Here is a 20,116-nt window from a genome sequence, read left to right on the forward strand (position 1 = left end):
CATTAACCCGGCAAAATGGGTTTCCGGGCTTCACCGCGCTGCAGCAGATTATGGTGCACTTGTTCAGGGCAACACAGCTGTTCTCGGCCTGCAAAAATCACAGCGTGGCTATTTGGTCAAGACCACACGAGGTGTGGTCAAAGCCAACAAAATATTGCTTGCAACCAATGGATACACACCCCCCCAAATGGGCGCATTGCGCCGGCGGGTGTTTCCGGTTCCTTCCTTTATAATCAGCACTGATGAACTTGGCCGTGACCGTATCCGTCAGCTATTCCCAAGCGATATGATGGTTGTCGAGTCGCGCACCCGTCATTGCTATTACCGTCCAAGCCCGGACAAAACCCGCATTATTTTTGGCGCGCGCGCTGCCATGTTTGACGCACCCGAGGCACTTGTAGTGAGCCAGTTGCGCAAATTGCTAGGTCAGATTTTCCCACAATTGCGACAGGTTAAAATTTCTCACAGTTGGCGCGGATTTACCGGATTTACATTTGAATTTATGCCGCATGTTGGGCAAATTGACGGGGTTTGGCATGCCGCAGGATATTCCGGCAATGGCAATACATTAGCACCATGGTTGGGGCATAAGGCGGCGCTGCAAATGATCGGCGATCCTGCAGGTGAAACCGCATTTTCCCATACAGAGTTGAAAACAAGGTGGTGGTATCATAATCGGGCCTGGTTTTTGCCCTTTGTCGATGTGGCCTATCGGAGCCGGGATTTTTGGAATGATTGGAACCGGACTTAGCAGTGCTGGCAATTGAGCCAAATTCCATGATTTATTTTCTTATGACCGGTCCAAAGCTCAACTGTGAATGGCTCAAGCACGAGCAAGTTCTGGATGCAAGTATGCCTTAGGATAGGGCATCGGGCGCAAAGGGCCAATGGGAACAGCAGTGTTTCCAGACCGGCCAAAATAGCCCTGGCGACAATGTTCCAAAGAGCTGCTCTGCGACACGCCCGGCAGAGCGTAAACGCGGCAAAGCCAGCGCCAAAGGTTTGGATAATCCAAAATTTTCGCGCCATTAAGCTTCATACGAAGATAGTAAATTGGATCATGGCGATAAAGAGTTGGGAAAAGGCGCAAATCGGCTTCGGTAAACCTTTCCCCCGTCAAGAACGGCCGCCCATCTGCAAAAGCAGTGTCAAGCGCGGCGAGCAAGTCAAAATATGCCTTAAATGCTTTTTCATAAATGGCCTGATCCGAAGAAAACCCCGCCTTGTACGCCCCATTGTTGATGGCATTATAAATACGGTCATTCCAGTTTTCTATTTCGGCCCGCAGGTCAGCATCACAGGGATAAAGGTTTGGTCTTTCCGCATCAGATAAAGCGCTGCCAAGCGCGGCTGACCACTGATTGAGCATTCGGATTATCTCGGCGCTTTCGTTTGACACAATGCCTCGGCTTTGCTTGTCATAAAGGATCGGGACCGACCGTTCATTTGAACCCTCTGCGGCATAAATACCCCGAATAAACCGATAGCTTTGACCGGTTGCGGTTTCTGCAGTGCACTCCAGCAGTGGTTCGCCTGTCAATGTTGCGGCACGCTCAGGTGCGAATTGCCAGTGATTGGGTCCGGCGGGATCTTCTTCGCCGGTACGGTTTGGAAACAATACGTCCAGTGTGATACTGCGCTGCAATCCAAGTATATTGCGCGCCAATGTCACTCTGTGGCACCAAGGACAATTGAGCGCCACAAAAAGGTGATACCGATTTGGTTCAGCAAGAAAATCCATATCACCGACCGCGTGTCGACAGCCACTGACACCGCGCACAAATTCCCCCTTTCTACGGCGATCTTGTGCGGCGGTTTGGTCTTCTTCAACAGATGTTTAGGAGTGAGTTTCAGCCAAAGGTTTCTCCATATTTTTGCTTGTGAGCTGCGCGGTATTTTTGGCGCCTAGCTATTGAGTCTCTGCCAGTTTAACCAACTCGCTGTTTCTTAATTTTTTTTTCGAATCTACGTCTCAACCCTTCAGAGTTTCTCTGATTTCAGTGTCTGTCACGTTCGTGAAATTCAATTTTCGTTTCAATATGCTCAATCAGCCACGGTTGTGCGGCGTTGTAAAATCAGTGTCTGGTCCTGTTGGAACGATTCGTGATGGATTTATGGAGGTATGGCTTTCATAATAGTGCCGTTTGATATGCTCCATATTGACTGTTCTGGCGATACCAGGCTGTTGATAAAGATCGCGTAGGTAATTCGACAAATTCGGGTAATCTGCAATCCGGCGAATATTACATTTGAAGTGGCCAACATAAACTGGATCAAACCGGATTAGGGTGGTGAATAACCGCCAGTCTGCTTCAGTAATCTGCGCACCAGTTAAATAGCGTTTTCGCAATAAAATATCTTCGAGCCAGTCTAAGGTGTCAAACAGAGGCGTAATCGCTTCTTCATAGGCTGCTTGTGTGGTTGCAAACCCACAGCGATAGACACCATTGTTCAAAGTGTTGTAAATGCGCTCATTCAGAGTATCAATTTCTGACCGCAAATGTTCAGGATAATAATCCCCCTGCGCCGAGCCAACCTCATCAAAAGCCGTATTGAACATGCGGATAATTTCTGGAGATTCGTTTGAAACAATTGTTTTTGTGTGCTTGTCCCAAAGCACCGGCACGGTTACACGGCCCGAATAGTCAGGCTTGGCTTGGGTATAAACCTGATACAGAAACTGCGCTCCATTTACCGTATCTGGCGCAACACCATCGCCAACATCAAAGGTCCAACCGTTCTCGGCCATATACCAATGAACGACGGATACCGAAATCATCTTCTCAAGCCCTTTGAGTGCCCGAAAAATCAAAGTACGGTGGGCCCAGGGGCAGGCTAAAGAAACATAAAGATGATAGCGCCCTATCTCAGCTTTAAAACCACCCTTTCCACTTGGTCCTGCCCTCCCATCGGTGGTGACCCAATTGCGAAACTGTGGTGCTTTGCGAACGAAACGGCCATTTGTTGATTTGGTGTCATACCATTGATCAACCCATTTTCCTTCTTGGAGTAAACCCATCTTTAAATCCTTGGTTTAGTGGTCTTTTGGCTTGATAAAGCGGTTGTTGCGAAGATCCGTAAACGCTTGATGTAATTCTTCGCGTGTGTTCATAACAATCGGACCGTGCCACGCGACAGGCTCTTGTATGGGAGTGCCAGCCACCAATAAAAACCGGATGCCTTCTGGTCCAGCTTGCACAACAAGCTCATCCCCAGTTCCAAATTGTACCAACGTCCGGTTGCCCGACATATCGCGTATGTTTAGCTCTTCACCGTGTACTTCTTTTTCCAAAAGAACCCCTTGCGGCGTTGAAGCGTCTGCAAATTTACCCGCGCCTTCGAAAATATAGGCAAATGTATTTCGGTAAGTATCAACCTTAAAGGCTTTACGGCGATTGGCTGGAACGGTGACATCAAGGTAAAGTGGATCAGCCGCGACGCCATCTACGGGGCCGCGTTGACCCCAAAACGCGCCTGTTATCACTTTGACCTGGGTGCCATCATCATCGATAATCTGTGGAATTTCTTTGCCCTGTACATCCTGATAGCGCGGCGTGGTCATTTTAAGGCTGCCGGGTAGATTGGCCCATAGTTGAAAGCCATGCATTTGTCCGTTTAGGTTACCACTTGGCATTTCTTGATGCATGATACCTGATCCCGCAGTCATCCATTGAATGTCTCCGGCCCCCAGCGTTCCACTATTGCCCAAGCTATCGCTGTGCTCAACTGAGCCGCTTAGCACATAGGTGATGGTTTCAATGCCGCGATGCGGATGCCATGGAAAGCCTCCAGCATAAGCATCTGGAGTTTCGTTGCGAAAATCATCAAAAAGTAGAAAAGGATCATGCTTTTTTGGCTCGTTAAAGCCAAAAGCCCGATGCAGATGGACTCCAGCCCCTTCTAAGGTCGGGCTCGCACTGCTTGTTGAAATAGCTGGTCTAATTGACATGATCACGCTCCTTTACTTTTCCACACCCCAAGAAGTAAGGCCTTGGTACTAGATTGCGAGTTCCAATAATGTGACGTCAGTGTTTTAATGATTGATCCTCATTTTCACGTCTTTGAAGTTAGACATTTAGTCTGTGTGGTTGAGTATTCCAGGTTTTTATGATTAGAATAAGATATAAAAAAAGTTACATATGGTGCTAATTAGGAGAACAGTTTGGGACAGATGGAGGATTTGCGACTATTCACCTTTGTCGTAGAAAATAGAGGCATTTCAAAAGCTGCGGACAAGTTAAATATTGCAAAATCGGCTGTTAGTAGGCGACTAAACCTTTTGGAAGAGCGGTATTCTGCCAAGTTGATTGATCGTGCCCCTGGCCGTTGGGATGTCACCGAGGTCGGAAGAGAACTATATCAACGCGCAACGCGGACGGTGAACGACTTCGAAGAAATTGAAGCAGACTTTAAAAGTACCCACACCGATATTTCCGGTCCATTAGCAATCTCAGTTCCACGAGAGTTTGGTATTTCCTTCCTTAGCAAGGTGTTCACCGATTTCAAAAGTAAATATCCTGAAATTCAACTGACTGCTGACTTTGACGATCGGATTATTGATCTCGATCGCGATAATTATGATTTTGCTGTTCGCATCACACCAAACGTAGATAAAAAGCTGATACTGGAAAAAATCGGAGTTGTGCGACATTATCTTTGTGCATCCCCAAACTATCTAAAGGAAAATCATACTCCAAAAACACTTGGTGATTTACAAGCTCATAGCTTGCTTCATTTCGGAACTGCCAAGCGCGGAATGTGGAGTTTTAAACATGAAGATCGAAAAAAAGAGGAGGTTTTTGAGTTTTCGCCAGCCCTAAATAGCAACAGTGGACAATTTTTGTTTAATGCAACTGTGCAGGGCCAAGGCATTGCAAATTTGCCAGATTTTATTTTAGGAAACGCGTTTGAGACGGGTCAACTCGTTGCTATTTTGCCTCGATATCAAATTGCAGATTACTCGATTTGTTTGCTACGGTCAGAGCATCGGCGCATGAATCGCCGAATGTGTCTGTTTTCAAAGGAAATAAAAGTAGCTTGCAGTCATTTCTAATTCCACAATCTAGTATATGGTTTAACCTAAAAGGTTTCTATTTTGAGAACTTAAAGTTCAAAATTTGAGGTATTTGCAAAACAGTTTGTATAGCGGAACGTTGCAAATATTCAGGGATCTCAAAACACTCCTGTTAAATAGCTAAATGTGGTTATATTTTATCTATCTGAAATACACATTATTTGTGGTGTGGCAACGGATCTTAACCTCCCTATTTTAACGCGCTTATAAAGCTAAAAAACCAAAGAGTGAAAAGATCAAATTAATAATCACCAGTTCTTTGCTAGAGATCATTATGTCGTTAGCTGACACTGTGAGTGCCGGACTAATTCAAATTAACCGCAAGTCTTTGCACCATGTCCGATGGTGCACGATTGAGGGCAAGAAAAACCGTCGATAATGACATTTGTGGGTGTTCAGATGATCCAATGTTTGCAAAACCTAGACAAGCAATAGATAAAATACACAGAAGTAAGTTCAGCCTTGGTTGGGAAGGACACAAAGTGAAACAGAACTGGTCATATTACACGACATCCGTTGCCCATAAAGATAAAAAGTATTCCTCGCATGAGCATTTGAACGAGATGGGATCCAAAGGTTGGGAACTGGTCTCGGTTGTTGCCCATGCCGATGACGGCGTAAGTGTATTTTATTGGAAACAACAAAATCTAAGTATTCATGAACATGAATCTGATTTTGAAATTGAACCTGTGCTTGAATCACAAAGCGACATAAACATCTCGGTGCCTGATGAACCCGAGCCACAAGAAGATACCACTAAGCCTTTTGAACCCGCAAAGATTGCCTTTGAGATTGGTGATCAAATTCCTGACTTCAAATTGCGCTCAACCGATGGGACATATTTTTCAACATCAAATCTAACAAAGAAGACCGTCTTGTACTTTTATCCAGCAGACGGCACAGAATATTGCACCATTCAAGCCAAAGGCTTTTCAGCTGTATATGAAACTATGACTGATATGGGTTTGGATATCATTGGAATATCGCCAGATGATATTGAGGCACACAACAGATTCAAAAATGACGAAGGCATCCCGTTTCATCTATTATATGACGAGGCTTCAAGAGTTTGTTCCACCTTCGGCTTGTTACAGAATCCGCCACCAGATGATAGATACCCAATGAGAACGACGTTTTTGATAGACACCGATAAAATAATCCTAGGTCTCTGGAATGATGTGGATGTTTCCACACACTCAGATGATGTCGTATCATTTGTCTTAGATGTGTTGGAAAAAGCTAACTAAAAGCCTTTTTTAATTTAACTGAACTCAATAGACCCATGCCATCCATTAAAATGGAACACGTAATTTCTATGCTTACCATAAAGCATGTGAACCTCAGCATTTCTTTGTATACTAAGTCATAAGTTCTTTAAGGTTTTTGGCATGATCTAAATTATAATTATGGCTTAACACGCATATGCAAAGCACTTAAGGTAAAGACCCATAGCCTAAAAAGGGTTGATAAAGCTCCGAGGACATCGAACACTTGATGTGGAGGCAAAATATTGATTTCTAAAAGTACTAATAATGAGAATGTTGTTAAATGACTTTGGTGGCGGCCCCTGAAGGACTCGAACCCTCAACCTGCCGATTAGAAGTCGGCTGCTCTATCCAGTTGAGCTAAGGGGCCGCAAGTAGATAATGCCTGATAAACCGATTACGAACGGAATTCAAAACCTAAAACTCAAGTTTTCAATTTTGTTTGCTATTAACTGATCGATTGGTGCAAGCTTTGCAAAAGCTACGCACCAAAGGCGCTCGACAATGCCACAGCCCCCAGTTTTTGATCTTGATCCGGATGTATTTCATAGCAATCCATATCCGATCCTTAAAAACTTGCGTGCTAAAGCACCAATTGCGTTTGTGCCGGCTTTGAATGCCATTTTAATCACCCGACGTGATGACATTTTTGCCCTTGAGAAGCAGATTGATGTCTTTTCTTCGGACCAACCTGACGGATTGATGACAAAGCTGATGGGCCAAAATATGATGCGTAAAGATGGCGCTGAGCATTTGGCAGAGCGCAAAGCTATATTTCCAACAGTTTCGCCAAAGACTGTTCAAAACGTATGGCGAAAAGCATTTCAGCGGGCCACGACTGCTGTTCTTGATGGCATTATGCCAAACAGCACAAGCGATTTGGTCACGGATTTTGCTATGCCAGTTTCAGCAGAAGCCCTCAAGGCAATGACCGGTCTAGTGAATATGAGTTGGCAAGAAATGGATCGGGTCAGTCAAGGCATGATCGACGGGTGCGCCAATTATTCGGCAAGCCTGCAAGTAGAGGCCCGATGTAACGAGTGTACCACATCGATAGATCGCCACATTGATCAAAGAATGGCTTCTGGATTTCTTGAAGATGATCTTTCGTTACTTGCTGTGCAACTCCGCGCGGGTTTAAGCCTTGAGCAAACCAGAGCAAACATCAAACTTGCGATTTCAGGAGGCCAAAATGAACCTCGCGATGCTATTGCAGGTCTTGTTTGGGCGCTTTTAAAGCACCCAAACCATCTTGCTGAACTTATTGCCGGCGCACTTAGCCATATACAGGTCTTTGAGGAATACTGCCGCTGGATTGCTCCTATTGGAATGTCGCCACGAAGAGTGGCAAAAGCATATAGCTATAAAGACTTGCAGTTTAACCCTGAACAAAGGGTTTTTTTCATGTTTGGATCTGGAAATCGCGACGAAGAAGCATTTGAAAACCCTGATGTCTTTGATCCTCATCAAGACAATTCAAAGGCCATTACATTTGGTGCTGGTCCTCATTTTTGTGCTGGGGCATGGGCCAGCAAATGCCTTATTGCAGAAGTTGCGATACCGATGCTTCTTAGACGGTTTCCTAGCTTAAAAATTGCCGGCCCTGTTGAATTTTCTGGCTGGGCATTTCGTGGGCCAACCTCTGTTCCAGTGGTGTGGCGGAAATAGATGTTTATATTTTTTTCCAGTTTCGCTTTTACTTAACCAGAAGATTGTTTAGAGCTTTTCTATGATGTGGACCATTCCAAATATACTGACTGTCCTGCGGTTGTTGGCAGCGCCAGGTGTGGCCGTGATGTTTTTGTATTTTACCAGACCTTATGCTGATTGGTTCGCACTCTTATTGTTTGTCTCAGCCGCAATTACGGACTGGTTTGATGGATTTCTAGCGCGCGCTTGGAAGCAAGAAACAAAATTGGGCACCATGCTAGATCCAATTGCTGACAAAGCCATGGTTGTCATCGCCTTGATGATTATTGTCGGGTACTCAAGCATGTCACCATGGTTGGTTTTGCCAGCGACAGTGATTTTGTTTAGGGAAGTGTTCATATCCGGGCTTCGGGAATTTCTGGGGGATACCGCCGGAATTCTTAAAGTCACAGTTTTGGCAAAGTGGAAAACTACGGCCCAGATGGTCGCCATTTCTTTTCTGTTCTCACAAGGGGTCTTTGAGCACTATCTCATCATGTCATCTATCGGCATGGATCAAGACGCTATTGCCTCTGTTCTGGATGGCGGCATTGATGACGAAATGGGTCTGCGCTGGAAATTCCATGCTATGGTATGGTCCGGAAATATTGGTCTTGGCCTGTTATGGATTGCTGCAGCTTTGACATTAATGACCGGGTTTGATTATTTCTCAAAGTCATTGCCTTTTTTAAAGGACGACACGTGATGAGAGTACTCTACTTTGCTTGGCTGCGAGAGCGTATTGGACTACCTGCCGAAGACATTGAAACATCGGCACAAACCGTAGAAAATCTTGTTCAAGAGCTTAGAAGTCGTGCGCCACGTTATGAGGCCGCTTTTTCTGATCTTAGTGCTGTCCGCTGTGCGATTGATCAAAACCTTGTCTCGTTTGACGCCCCGCTCGGTGATGCAAGAGAGGTTGCATTTTTTCCACCCATGACGGGCGGCTGATCATGGATGTAAAAATACAAGAAGCGGCTTTTGATGTTGGCGCCGAGATCAATGCGTTTTCTCAGCGTCATACCAAAATGGGCGCGATTACGACCTTTACGGGCATCGTACGCGATAATGACGACGAGACCCTTCAAGCAATGGAGATTGAACATTATCCAGGGATGGCCGAAAAAGCCATTTCAGAAATTATGCAGACCGCGGTCAAACGATGGTCACTGGGCGATGCTTTGGTTATTCATCGCTATGGCACACTTGCACCTGGCGAGATCATCATGATGGTTGCCACCGCCGCTATCCACCGAACAGACGCATTTCAGGCTGCTGAGTTTTTGATGGACTATTTAAAGTCTCGCGCGCCATTTTGGAAAAAAGAAATCACCAAAGAGGCGGTGACTTGGGTGCCAAGCAGGCAAAATGATGAAGATGCTCTAGACAGATGGTGAGCTAGGTTTTGTCTTGATCTTTGTTCAGCTGTGACTGCAAATCTTCGTTTTCAAGCCGCGCATTGTGCAACCCATCCATAGCTGCCTTTAATTCAGCTTCGATTTGCGCCATCTGACTGGTAAGGTCAGCTTCCCGCTGCTGCATATACGAAACCGCGCTATCGCGGGCTTCCTCTGCATCATTGAGCTCTTGCGCCATACGCTCAAATTCACTGATGTCCGATTTCGCAACCCGCGTAAAGCGAAGCAAAAGCCAATGCGCAAACCAACCCACAGCAAACGTCACAAACAAAACTATGGCAGTTGCGATGATAAATTCAATTCTGTTCATCTAAGGCCTCTTTGGGTTGTGATTGCGGCTCAGTTGGGTCATCTGACTGAAGGTTAGTTTGGTCATTAATAAGGTTAAACTCTATGCGCCGATTGGTTTCGCGCCCATCTTCTGTATCATTAGGCGCAATAGGCTGGCTTTCACCATAGCCTTTTGCAACAAAACTTGACGTCAAAATTCTTCGCCGTTGAAGCTCAACCAGAACCGCCTGAGCACGCGATTGGCTAAGGTTCTGGTTCATCTCTTCGCGTCCCTGACTGTCAGTGTGCCCTGCAATTTCAAGAGGTATCTCACCGCATGTTTTAAAGACGTCTGCCAAGTCATCTAAAAGATTATGTCCTTCAAGATCGACCCGGTCTGAACTGGGCTCAAAATTAATTTTCCGCTCGGCAAGCAATCCATTAATTTGTACAAGACACTCCTGTGCGGATGGTACATATACTTCAATTTTGCGCGGCGGGGCATATTCAACTTTTACTCTAAAGTTGTACCCTTGGGGCAATTTTTCGATCAGTTGATTGGTAATATCAGCCTTGGCCGTTTCGTGTTCTGTGCGTCCCCTAACCTCAACCTCATCCAGAGTAATGGTCACAATGCCTTGTTTTAAAAGCGACAGTGCCTCGACGCCTGCCAACACATAAATTGACCAGTCCTGAGGTAAACTGTCATCTAAACTAAGAGCACTATAGACCGCATCCTGACCAAAACGAGCTTTCGCCAAACTCTCAAATATCTCTTCGTTCACAGCGGTCTTAACCAGTCCACGAAACTGCGCTAAACCTTCAGGGCTCAGTGTGGCAATAAATTCAGCTTGACCAGGCCCAGACGTTGTTTTGGGGTGAGGCAGAATTCCTTGCACGTTGTAAACATCTGGCAGTACATTTTCTAAATCGCCAATAGCTTGATCAAATTCTTGCTGCGGGGTGGCCGCATCGCCCACCAATTTAATCTCTGTGTCAGTAATTGTTAAGCTGCCAGCTGCCAAGCTATCCAAGGCCATTAGAGAGTTTTGGATCGCTTTCGGCCAGTATACATCGGGCATACCCAATCCTATTTGGCAGCTTTGCTTACCCTCAAATGCATAAGCCATTATGCTTTTCAATATCTGACCTTGAATCTCGGCGTCCAGCGCAGAGCATGCTTCAAGACGAAAGCCCTCATTGAGCTTGATAGCGCGGAAAACAAACGGAGAAATAACTGGTCGCGGCACTGATATTTCCAGCAAAAGTACAATCCCTTTGGGTATTGAGCGCCCTAAAGAGGTCTGTAATTTACGTTTTTCCACTAAAGAATCTGCTAGGGTCTCTACCGTTACAGACCCAGCGGAAACCGTGATTTTCGCTATTTCAGTTTCTTTGACGGCCGCAAGTGCAAGGCGAAGGGTGGGCTCCCAATTGACCGGAGACGGATATGCAGTTGCAGTTATCAAATCGTTAACGTGCTTATCCACACCAGCTGCTTTAGCTAATTTTTTCAAGAATCCAGCACGGTCACTGTTTGTCGGCATCAACCCGATAACTGACACCGTTGAGATATTCTTTAAAATTTCTAAGGAAAAATTGGGAGTATACCCATCTGAGCTGTCCAACAAATCTGTTTGATCAATAAGGCGGGCTGCGTCTACAACACTGCCCGCAACACTGATTGCTTGAAATCTTTCAGCTTCATCTTCCGCGTCTCCAATGATAAAAACTTGTAGACCATCAGCTTCTGCATGAGCCCAGGTCAACCCTGCCTCTTTAAAGCTTTGATTGATAGCGTTCTTAGACGCTTCTTCTATAAATCGCACTGAAAAACCTGCTGCCGAAACACACAGACATGCTGCGATAATAAAGCAAACTAGGGGGTAAATCACCCAAAACAGTCGCATACTCATTCCATAGCTAAGAATTCTCTTGGCTTTGATAAAGCCAACCCCTTCATGTTTCAATCATGCGATCAACGCAACTATGAAAAATACAATTGGCAATAATCCTGCATCCCGATTTGATCTAAATATTGTGAGCAAAACTGTTTCGTCCTTTAAGTCTAAGCGCCGAATTTGCCATAAGAGGTGGCTTATGAACGCAAAAACTCCAAAAGTACAAAACACCCTTGGGCCTGCTTCTAGGGCAACAAAAATTGCTGAAACCATTAAAACACCGCTGGTGACCGTAAACCATCGAAGCCAGATCAAGCTATCATCGCCAAACAGCCGCGCTGTCGACTTTATGCCAATTAACGCATCATCTTCTGTATCTTGATGGGCATAGATCGTATCATAAAACAGTGTCCAAGCTATGCCAGCGAAATACAAAAGAAAGGCCGGCCAACCTAGGCCACCACTATGCGCTGCATAGCCGAGCAAAGCGCCCCAATTAAACGCAATTCCTAAGAATGCCTGAGGCCACCAAGTAAATCTTTTGGCAAAAGGGTAGATCGCAACTGGCAACAGAGCGATTACACCAAGAAAAATTGCGGCTTTTTGAAAAGACAATAAAATTAAACCCGCTAAGGCAACTTGAACAAACATCCAAATCAAAGCCTGTTTCACACGTACTTGACCAGACGGTATAGGCCGAAATTTTGTGCGCGCCACTTGTCCGTCTAGGTTTCGATCCGTGATATCGTTCCATGTGCACCCCGCTCCGCGCATCAGCAACGCGCCCATTGCACATCCGACAAATATCCATAAATCAGAAAGCCGTGGATCGTTTTTTTCAAGAATTGCCAATAATAATCCCCACCAACAGGGAAGCAATAATAGCCAGGTTCCAATCGGTCGATCCATTCGGGACAATCGTAGATAGCCTTGCGCCCAAGCCGGGGCTTTTGTATCAACCCAATTTCCTTTAACGGCATCAAAAACTTGAGCACTGGCCTCTGGCTTTGTGTCTCGCTCGGTCATATGTTGGCTTTCATGACAACTAAAATCAGGCTCTTTGTAGATCAACCACTTGGCACAGCGCAATCTGTTGAATTGACGCGCGAGCAAGCGCATTATTTATTTTCAGTTATGCGACTATCCGTAGGGACATCTGTGTCGCTCTTTAATGGCAGGGACGGTCAATGGCAGGCAGAAATAATCGAAGCGGGCAAACGCAAAGGTCTATTGCTTTGTCAAAAACGCACCAAAGCTTTGCAGATGCCGCCAGACCTTTGGTTTATGTTTGCCCCGATTAAAAAATCACGCACCGACTTCATTGTAGAAAAAGCAGCCGAAATGGGCGCAGCGCGCATCTTGCCTATACAGACGGAATTCACCAATTCCGAGCGTATCCGCCGCGATCGCCTACAAGCCCATGCCATTGAAGCTGCGGAACAATGCGGTGGCACCTATGTGCCCAAAGTTGAAGAAATGCGCTCTTTAGAAAGCCTTCTTTCCGAGTGGCCGTCAGACAGACATCTGCTGTTTTGTGATGAGGAAAAAGTAGGTCAAGCCAGCTCTCTTGCGGGTTTTGAAAATGGGCCTTGGGCAATATTAATTGGACCTGAAGGAGGATTTTCCCACACTGAGCGGCAAAAGCTAAATAACCTGACATACGCCCAAAGCATCGCTCTAGGTCCGCGCATTTTACGCGCGGATACAGCAGCCGTTGCTGCATTAACCTTGTGGCAGACACACCTTGGTGATTGGTCATGATCAGACCCGAGGCAAAACGAACGCTTTGGCGATGGCGCGAAGTTTTGTTCGGGATCTCTATTTCCGCTCTGGGCTATCTTTGGGTAGTTTCCTATTTCGGACTTTTGCGATGGCTGGGCATTGTTCTTATAATTGTTGGCGGCGCTCTTTTATTTATTGGGTTTCAACGCGGCCGTTTTCGCAGTGATCAAGACGGTCCCGGCGTACTAAAGGTGGTCGAAGGACAAATCGCATATTTTGGCCCATCAGAGGGCGGTATTGCCGCAATTTCGGACATTAGCCACATTTCTTTGGTGACACGTAACCGCGAGCGCTGTTGGCAATTGGAGCAAAAGGAATTGGCCACAATCTATATCCCTGTCACTGCCAAAGGTACGGATGACCTTTTTGATGCTTTTGCAACATTACCCGGCCTAAAGATCGAAACCATGGTACAAAAATTAACCCAAGACACTTCCAGGTCTATCTTGGTATGGGAGCGCTCAGATATTTCTCGTTCAAAAAATTATTTGCATTGACAGCACCCGTATCCACCCCCACATCTAGCAGCCAGAGCAGAATGGAGTGCCCTTAATGTCTATCCCCCAATCCGGTGAAGGGTTCATTGAGAAACCTGAACAAATGGTTGAATATCTGGCATCGGGTTGCAAGCCTAAATCGGATTGGCGCATTGGCACTGAGCACGAGAAATTCGGATACTGTAAAGATACACTTAAACCTATACCCTATTCTGGCAAGCGCTCGATCCTCACAGTATTAGAGGGCTTACGAGATGAATATGGTTGGGCTCCAATTTTAGAGGCTGGTAACCTCATCGGGTTGAGCAAGAACGGCGCCAATGTTTCGCTAGAACCGGGAGGTCAGTTAGAATTATCTGGCGCGCCACTCGAAACCATTCATGAAACCTGTGATGAGGTGAACACCCATTTGCGTGAGGTAAGATTGGTGGCTGATCGGGTAGGCGTGGGCTTTATTGGATTGGGTGCTGCGCCCACATGGAACCACGAAGACATGCCAGTGATGCCCAAAGGCCGCTACAAGCTCATGACTGATTATATGGACAAGGTTGGCAGCATGGGAAAATCCATGATGTACCGCACTTGCACTGTTCAGGTTAATCTAGATTTTGGCTCTGAGGCCGATATGGTTCAAAAAATGCGCGTCGCATTGGCTTTGCAGCCTGTCGCAACGGCCCTCTTTGCCAACTCTCCCTTTTTTGAAGGTAAACCAAACGGTCATCAAAGCTGGCGCAGCCGCATCTGGCGCGATTTAGATGCAGATAGAACCGGCATGTTGCCTTTCGTATTTGAGGACGGCTTTGGTTTTGAGGCATGGGTTGATTATGCTTTGGATGTACCGATGTATTTTGTCTACCGCGACGGAAAATACTTGAATGCCCTCGGTCAATCTTTTCGAGATTTTTTAAAGGGGCAGTTGCCTGCCCTTCCCGGCCAAATTCCTACCTTGGGTGATTGGGCAGATCACCTAACAACAATTTTTCCAGAAGCGCGCGTGAAACAGTTCATTGAAATGCGCGGTGCGGACGGTGGCCCATGGCGCAGGCTATGCGCCCTTCCGGCATTTTGGGTCGGATTGTGCTATGATCAAACCACATTGGACGCTGCTTGGGACTTGGTCAAAGATTGGGATGCCGAAACAAGAGAGAATTTGCGCGTAGCCGCATCGCAAAATGGTTTGAATGCGTCTGTCGATGGCATCGAATTGTTAGCCTTGTCCAAAGAAGTGGTAGCGCTTGCGCATCAGGGGTTAGAATCGCGGGCGCGCAAAGGTGCCAACGGATTACTAGCAAACGAAACCCATTTTTTGAATGCGCTGCATGACACTTTGGCCTCTGGAAAGTCACCGGCAGATGAATTGATAGAACTTTACAACACTGAGTGGCAACAAGATGTCTCACCTATTTTCGATGCAATGAGTTACTAATAGCAAAGTTACAAACATTCAATTTTAGCTATTAACGTATTGGTTAAGATATCCACCGTATTCTCATCATTGGGTGAAATAGGTGGTGAAATGCAAAGGTCTGACGATTCTGTCGCTCCGATTATTATTAAGCGAAAAACAATTATAAATAGCAGCGCGCACCATGGCGGGGCCTGGAAAGTGGCCTATGCTGACTTTGTAACGGCTATGATGGCATTTTTCATGTTGATGTGGCTCTTGAATGCAACAACAGAAAAACAACGTAAGGGCCTTGCCGATTATTTCAGCCCAACGCTTTCCATAAACCGGACAAGCGGTGGTGGCAGTGAAATGTTTGGTGGGGACTCCGTCGTATCGGTTGAATCTCTGCCTCATCAAGGTACCGGAGTGACATCGCCTCAAACCCCTGATTCATTAGGTGTTCATGGCATCAGTGGCCTGCAATCCAGCGCGCAAAACAGTAAAGCAGATCAGCGCGCGCTGCAAATAGTGCAAGAAAAGTTTATGGGGAAAACCGGAGAAAGTTCTATCGACGATTCTGTTCTTAAACATGTCATTACGCGCATAACCGACGTTGGCTTGATCATTGATATTTATGATCAACCAGGTTCTGTTCTTTTTGATGAGCTCAAATTACCAAGCGACACACTTAAACGTCTTTTAAATATGTTTGTTGAAGCCGCACCCATAGTAACAAATGACATTGCAATCGAAACACATGTGAGTGCTTCTCCGATCGTGCTGCAGGAACACCGAGAATGGAAGACCTCTTTCGAAAGAGCGTCAGCAGTGAGGCTATATCTGGAACAACAAGGGATGGATGCCCAAAGAATTAAAAGGATGACAGGCCATGCCGATCGAAGCCCATTTGCTGGCAACCCGATGGCAAAAAGAAATAACCGCATTTCGCTCATATTCCTGCGAAAAAAAATGCCGTAAAAATTTGACCTATTAGTCTGTTGTTAAAGCAATCGTCTTACCTGTTGCATTGAATATCCCGTTTTGCGACAGAAAGGCGTATTAAATGACTATTTCCTCATCCCTAAATGCTAGCGTTGCTGGTCTTGCGGCCAATGCAACCCGTTTGGCCACAATTGCAGATAATATTGCAAACTCTTCAACATATGGCTACCGCCGCGTCGAAACCGACTTTCACTCTCTGGTGATTGGAAGCAAGGGCGATAAATATTCTGCTGGTGGCGTAAGAACTACGAATAAACGTCTGATAGATGAGGGCGGCGCTCTTATCACAACATCAAATTCAACCGACCTTGCAGTCCGCGGCCGCGGAATGCTACCGGTTTCACGCATCTCGGAAATTTCCGCAGATAATGGCAACAGCACAATGCTACTTGCGACAACCGGATCTTTCCGCACCAACGAAGATGGTCTCTTAACGACCGAATCTGGCTTGGTGCTGATGGGATGGCCAGCGCTTCCGGATGGAACAATTCCAACGTTTCCACGTGATACAAGTGATGGGCTAGAGCCTATTCAAATCAATGTGAACCAGTTTTCTGGCGAGCCAACAACCAAGATGGATATCGCCATAAATTTACCCGCCACTGAAACAGATTCTAACGCCTCCGGAGAAGCAAAAAATACATCCATAGAGTACTTCGATAACCTAGGGCGGTCTGAGAATTTGCAAATTGAATTCTCCCCAACAATTCCTAGTGATGGGTCTTCTAACCAATGGACAATGACCTTTCGAGATACCGCGTCAAATTCTGATATTATTGGGGAATATATCATTGAATTTGAAGATGATCGTACCTCGGGTGGGACATTGAAATCCGTCACAATGACATCTGGCGGTGATTACGACAGCGGCTCCGGATCGTTGACCGTTGCGTTGGCTGGTGGACCATTAGAGATAAAAATTGGAAAAATTGGCGATAACGATGGATTAACTCAACTTTCTGATACATTTGCAAATGTTTCAATTCAGAAAGATGGATCATCCGTCGGAAACCTAACTTCAGTTTCAGTGGATGAGTCCGGTGATGTCTACGCATCTTTTGATACAGGAATATCGCGCCGCATCTATCAAGTTCCTTTGGTAGATTTACCAAACCGAAATGGTCTGGTTGCATTGGACAAGCAAACTTACATGCCATCTCCTGAAAGTGGCAGTTACTTTTTATGGGATGCCGGTGATGGGCCCACGGGCGATATTGTGTCTCATGCCTTAGAAGAATCATCGACGGATGTGGCCGAAGAATTGACGAAAATGATACAAACCCAGCGGTCCTATACATCAAATGCCAAAGTCATCCAGACTGTAGATGAAATGTTGCAAGAAACCACAAATATAATCCGCTAGAACACCCAAAAAGGTAACCCATGTCTATAGGCTCTGCTCTCTCAAATGCCCTATCTGGTTTAGGGGCCGCCGCGAAATCGGCCGAGCTTATATCTTCAAATGTCTCAAATGCTCTCACTCCGGGATATGCAAAGCGGGATTTGATAGTATCAAGCCGCCATTCCTCTCAGGGCGGCGTCAAAATTGATGGTGTTCTGCGTCAAGAAGATACAGTTGTCATCAAGGAGCGCCGTCTGGCAGATGCCAAGAATGAGCAATCATCAGCGCGGTCGCTCTTTTTTGACAACTTGATCAAGTTAATTGGCGAAACAGGTTCGGGGAATACACTTTCGGACGATATATCTAACTTAGAAAGCAAATTAATAGAAGCTTCAGGTCTGCCAAAAGATACAAACCGTTTACGGGCCGTTTTCAATGCTGCAAGCGCTGTAGCCCAGCGCTTCAATAAAATTTCAAATGGAATTCAAAAAGAAAGATTGCAGGCGGACAATACGATAAATGAGCAAGTAAAAGCACTTAATACATCATTAAATGCCTTGAAAAAATTGAACCAACAAATTGTAACTGCACAATCCTTATCAAAGAATACAGCTAGTTTGATGGATAAACGCAATCAACTGCTTGATAAAATTTCCAAAATTTTACCAGTTAAGATCTTTGATCGTGGCGAAGGTAAAATGTCATTGTATTCCACATCTGGCCAGATGCTGCTTGATAGCACTGTTGCAAAGATATCATTCGAGCCAACGAGAAGCTTAAATTCACACTCAGACGTCAAAAAACAAACGCTTTCAAAATTACTGATTGAAGGTCAAGCCAATGTTTCAAATTTTGACCTAAAACTTGCAGGTGGGACACTAGCAGCAGCCTTTGAAATCCGCGATGCTCTCGGACCCGAAATGCAGTCAACACTGGATGATCTAGCAATGAATGTCGCCAAAACCCTAGGTAATTCTGAGATTGACCCAAGTCTTGGGGAAAATGATCCAGGGTTGTTCACTGACCGCGGTGCGAACGCCACTTCAAACAACCTTGCGGGTCTTTCGGCAAGGTTGGAAATTAATGAACGGGTTGATCCAAGCAAAGGGGGTGCGCTTTGGCGTATACGCGAAGGAATAGGCATTGCAAGCTCAGTTGATGAGGGAAGCGCCGATCTACTGGTAAAGCTTGCTGAGGCCCTTGGCCATGAAAGTCCTGGCGCAGGCAGTCAAGAAATGTCTATTTTTGATCAGACTTCTTTCCTGTTATCCGATGTAACACTGCAAAGTGCCGACGCTGAAACTGAAGCAGTCTTTAATTCCAGCTTTCTCAAAGATCTAAAATTGCGTGAACAAAGCCACGCCGTAAATACCGACCAGGAAATGCAGCATCTTCTACAGGTAAAGCAAGCCTTCGCCGCCAATGCCAAAATCATCCAAGCCGCCGATGAAATGCTATCCCTCATATTGAAGCTTAAATAATGACTATATCTGCAACATCCGATTTATCCAAACTGTTGATTTTTCAAGATCGATCCAGTTTACTTAATGCAAAAATAACATCTCTCAATCAGGAACTTATCACCGGCAGGCTTTCTAATCTTGGTCAGGATCGCACAGCACATATTCCCAGAATTCAATATTTAGAGCGCCAAATTGAGATCATATCCGCCTATGAAACTGTTCAAAAGGATGCAAATTCTTATTTTGACCAAGTGGATTTATCTGTCGAAAAAATACAAAATCTAGTTCAGGATGTTGGACAAACACTCATTCAAGACATTGGCTCAAATGCACAAATCTCTCATGCGAAAACTCAAAAAATGACCATGACACTTTTTGAGGGCTTGATCTCTGCTTTGAACCGTAAAGGCCCTAGCGGATTCTTGTTTTCAGGTAGTAAAACCAGTCAATCACCCTTTCCCTTGGCAAAAGATATTATTGAAAAAGTTCAAAGTTTTTCATCAGGCTCTGCGTCAAAAGAGGAGCTTGTGGACAAACTGGATGATTGGTTTGATGGGCCGTCCTCACCGTTCCAGAAAGACATTTACAAAGGCTCTCAAACAGGCATTAAGACTTTTCAAATTTCGCCTGATATGCCTGCTCAGCTTGAACTTCGTGCAAATGATCACCATTTTCGCGATCTTCTCAAAAGCGCTGCTCTTGCTGTTGTTGCCACCACGGCCTCATTATCAAAAAACGAGCAGAAGAGTGCTCTTAAATTTGCCGCTGAAGGACTTCTGAGCGCAAATGACGCATTAATCGAAGTGCGCGCAGAGCTTGGGAGTTTAAAGGAAAAAATTGAAGATCAGGTAACACACGACACAGCTCAACTTGTCACCTTTAAGCAAAGCTATAATGATCTAACAGTTGCTGATCCTTATGAAACTGCCACTAAATTAAAAGCTGCTGAAAACCAATTGGAAAGCCTTTATCTGTTGACTTCACATTTATCCAAGCTTTCTTTCATGGATTATTTTGAATGAAGTG

The 20,116-nt window shown here is 45.5% G+C and carries 20 protein-coding genes and 1 tRNA gene (1 of these 21 cut by a window edge); 14 read left to right on the plus strand and 7 right to left on the minus strand.

Annotated features, from left to right (window positions below; genetic code table 11):
• Positions 1-751 carry the 3' portion of an FAD-dependent oxidoreductase gene (locus tag GN278_17540; GenBank protein XAT62412.1) on the plus strand. 542 nt of this gene lie to the left of the window's left edge, so 751 of the gene's 1,293 nt are visible here — the last part of the coding sequence; its start codon lies beyond the left edge, outside the window; the stop codon is at positions 749-751.
• A gap of 72 nt (positions 752-823) precedes the next feature.
• Here the strand turns inward: GN278_17540 and GN278_17545 are convergent, their stop codons facing one another.
• The 3 genes from GN278_17545 to GN278_17555 form a co-directional block, all read right to left on the minus strand.
• On the minus strand, positions 824-1,780 hold the full coding sequence (locus GN278_17545; protein XAT62413.1) for a glutathione S-transferase: 957 nt from the start codon (positions 1,778-1,780) through the stop codon (positions 824-826).
• Between the two features lie 267 nt (positions 1,781-2,047).
• Positions 2,048-3,019, minus strand: coding sequence for a glutathione S-transferase family protein (locus tag GN278_17550; GenBank protein ID XAT62414.1), 972 nt, complete (start codon positions 3,017-3,019; stop codon positions 2,048-2,050).
• A 15-nt stretch (positions 3,020-3,034) separates the two neighbouring features.
• Positions 3,035-3,949, minus strand: a complete 915-nt coding sequence (locus GN278_17555) for a pirin family protein (GenBank protein XAT62415.1) — start codon at positions 3,947-3,949, stop codon at positions 3,035-3,037.
• 213 nt (positions 3,950-4,162) lie between these two features.
• On the opposite strand from GN278_17555, the gene GN278_17560 reads away from it, so the two are divergent.
• Both GN278_17560 and GN278_17565 read left to right on the plus strand, forming a co-directional pair.
• Positions 4,163-5,053 carry a LysR family transcriptional regulator gene (locus tag GN278_17560; GenBank protein ID XAT62416.1) on the plus strand — a complete coding sequence of 297 codons (891 nt, stop codon included), beginning with the start codon at positions 4,163-4,165 and terminating at the stop codon, positions 5,051-5,053.
• Positions 5,054-5,409: 356 nt separating this feature from the next.
• Positions 5,410-6,321, plus strand: a complete 912-nt coding sequence (locus tag GN278_17565; GenBank protein ID XAT62417.1) for a redoxin domain-containing protein — start codon at positions 5,410-5,412, stop codon at positions 6,319-6,321.
• Between the two features lie 311 nt (positions 6,322-6,632).
• Here GN278_17565 and GN278_17570 read toward each other — a convergent pair.
• Positions 6,633-6,709: transfer RNA gene (locus GN278_17570), tRNA-Arg, on the minus strand.
• Positions 6,710-6,843: 134 nt separating this feature from the next.
• Between GN278_17570 and GN278_17575 the strand changes: the two genes are divergently transcribed.
• From GN278_17575 to GN278_17590, 4 genes are all read left to right on the plus strand, one after another.
• Complete coding sequence (locus GN278_17575) at positions 6,844-8,007, plus strand: cytochrome P450 (GenBank protein ID XAT62418.1); 1,164 nt, start codon at positions 6,844-6,846, stop codon at positions 8,005-8,007.
• A 61-nt stretch (positions 8,008-8,068) separates the two neighbouring features.
• Positions 8,069-8,734 (plus strand): CDP-diacylglycerol--glycerol-3-phosphate 3-phosphatidyltransferase, encoded by a 666-nt coding sequence (pgsA, locus tag GN278_17580; GenBank protein XAT62419.1) that lies wholly within the window; start codon positions 8,069-8,071, stop codon positions 8,732-8,734.
• Positions 8,731-8,979 (plus strand): molybdopterin converting factor subunit 1, encoded by a 249-nt coding sequence (gene moaD / locus GN278_17585; protein ID XAT62420.1) that lies wholly within the window; start codon positions 8,731-8,733, stop codon positions 8,977-8,979. The genes pgsA and moaD overlap by 4 nt, the downstream gene beginning before the upstream one ends.
• 2 nt (positions 8,980-8,981) lie before the next feature.
• Positions 8,982-9,425 (plus strand): molybdenum cofactor biosynthesis protein MoaE, encoded by a 444-nt coding sequence (locus tag GN278_17590; protein XAT62421.1) that lies wholly within the window; start codon positions 8,982-8,984, stop codon positions 9,423-9,425.
• Position 9,426: 1 nt separating this feature from the next.
• On the opposite strand, the gene GN278_17595 is transcribed toward GN278_17590, so the two are convergent.
• From GN278_17595 to GN278_17605, 3 genes are read right to left on the minus strand one after another with little or no spacing between them, the layout of a single operon-like run.
• On the minus strand, positions 9,427-9,756 hold the full coding sequence (locus GN278_17595) for a hypothetical protein (GenBank protein XAT62422.1): 330 nt from the start codon (positions 9,754-9,756) through the stop codon (positions 9,427-9,429).
• Positions 9,743-11,632 carry an OmpA family protein gene (locus tag GN278_17600; protein XAT62423.1) on the minus strand — a complete coding sequence of 630 codons (1,890 nt, stop codon included), beginning with the start codon at positions 11,630-11,632 and terminating at the stop codon, positions 9,743-9,745. The genes GN278_17595 and GN278_17600 overlap by 14 nt, the downstream gene beginning before the upstream one ends.
• 54 nt (positions 11,633-11,686) lie before the next feature.
• Positions 11,687-12,736, minus strand: a complete 1,050-nt coding sequence (locus GN278_17605; GenBank protein ID XAT62424.1) for a 4-hydroxybenzoate octaprenyltransferase — start codon at positions 12,734-12,736, stop codon at positions 11,687-11,689.
• On the opposite strand from GN278_17605, the gene GN278_17610 reads away from it, so the two are divergent.
• The 7 genes from GN278_17610 (at position 12,656) to GN278_17640 (ending at position 20,112) form a co-directional block, all read left to right on the plus strand.
• Complete coding sequence (locus GN278_17610; GenBank protein XAT62425.1) at positions 12,656-13,378, plus strand: 16S rRNA (uracil(1498)-N(3))-methyltransferase; 723 nt, start codon at positions 12,656-12,658, stop codon at positions 13,376-13,378. The genes GN278_17605 and GN278_17610 overlap by 81 nt on opposite strands.
• Positions 13,375-13,896 (plus strand): hypothetical protein, encoded by a 522-nt coding sequence (locus tag GN278_17615; protein ID XAT62426.1) that lies wholly within the window; start codon positions 13,375-13,377, stop codon positions 13,894-13,896. Before GN278_17610 ends, GN278_17615 begins: the two co-directional genes overlap by 4 nt.
• A 55-nt stretch (positions 13,897-13,951) precedes the next feature.
• Positions 13,952-15,322: a glutamate--cysteine ligase gene (locus GN278_17620; protein XAT62427.1), complete on the plus strand. Its 1,371-nt coding sequence runs from the start codon at positions 13,952-13,954 to the stop codon at positions 15,320-15,322.
• A 90-nt stretch (positions 15,323-15,412) separates the two neighbouring features.
• Positions 15,413-16,261, plus strand: coding sequence for an OmpA family protein (locus GN278_17625; protein ID XAT62428.1), 849 nt, complete (start codon positions 15,413-15,415; stop codon positions 16,259-16,261).
• An 85-nt stretch (positions 16,262-16,346) separates the two neighbouring features.
• Positions 16,347-17,648, plus strand: coding sequence for a flagellar hook-basal body complex protein (locus GN278_17630; protein ID XAT62429.1), 1,302 nt, complete (start codon positions 16,347-16,349; stop codon positions 17,646-17,648).
• A 20-nt stretch (positions 17,649-17,668) separates the two neighbouring features.
• Positions 17,669-19,108 carry a flagellar hook-associated protein FlgK gene (flgK, locus tag GN278_17635; GenBank protein ID XAT62430.1) on the plus strand — a complete coding sequence of 480 codons (1,440 nt, stop codon included), beginning with the start codon at positions 17,669-17,671 and terminating at the stop codon, positions 19,106-19,108.
• Entirely contained in the window at positions 19,108-20,112 is a 1,005-nt protein-coding gene (locus GN278_17640) for a hypothetical protein (GenBank protein XAT62431.1), read from the plus strand. Before flgK ends, GN278_17640 begins: the two co-directional genes overlap by 1 nt.
• Positions 20,113-20,116: the final 4 nt, after the last annotated feature.

It is taken from the genome of Rhodobacteraceae bacterium Araon29 (genome assembly GCA_039640505.1).
GTDB lineage: Bacteria > Pseudomonadota > Alphaproteobacteria > Rhodobacterales > Rhodobacteraceae > CABZJG01.